The 695-nt window shown below is 69.9% G+C and carries 1 protein-coding gene; it reads left to right on the top strand.

The features are described 5' to 3' along the window. The coding region (locus FUT87_RS23000) for an acyl-CoA dehydrogenase family protein (protein WP_255511978.1) at positions 1–570 on the top strand (570 nt) is incomplete at its 5' end. Positions 571–695 lie beyond the last annotated feature (125 nt).

Here is a 695-nt window from a genome sequence, read left to right as displayed (position 1 = left end):
GGCGTCGCGCTGCGCGGTTATGCGCTGCACGACGGCTCGCGCGCCGCCGAGCTGACGCTGCAGGACACGCCCGCCACGCTACTGGTCGGTCCCGATCGTGGCCTTGCGGTGCTGGAACACGCCGTCGACATCGCCATCGCGGCGCAGGCGGCGGAGGCGGTCGGCGCGATGGACCGCTTCGTCGCGCTGACGGCGGAATACCTGAACACGCGCAAGCAGTTCGGCGTCGCCATCGCCAGCTTCCAGGCGCTGCGCCATCGCATGGCCGACATCAAGATGCAGCTGGAGCTGGCGCGCTCGATGAGCTACTTCGCCACGCTCAAGCTGGGCGAGCCAGCCGAGGCACGCCGCCGCGCGGTTTCGCAGGCCAAGGTGCAGCTCGGCCAGGCGATGCGCTTCGTCGGCCAGCAGTGCATCCAGCTGCATGGCGGCATCGGCGTGACCGACGAGTATGTCGGCAGCCATTACTTCAAGCGGCTCACGCTCATGGAGATGCAGTACGGCGATTCGCTGCATCACCTGGGCGAGGTCAGCCGCCGCATGCAGGACACGGCCGGCGTCTTCGCCTGACGCCTGACACCGCCGGGGCGGCGGCCCCTACACTCGGCGAGCCTCGCTGCCTTCGCAGCAGGGAGAACGCCATGTCGAACGCGACCTCCGCCGCCGCCTCCTTCCTCGCCGGCCTGCTGCTGGCC

Source organism: Mitsuaria sp. TWR114 (assembly GCF_007997345.1).
This window is presented reverse-complemented; position numbering and strand designations above follow the sequence as displayed.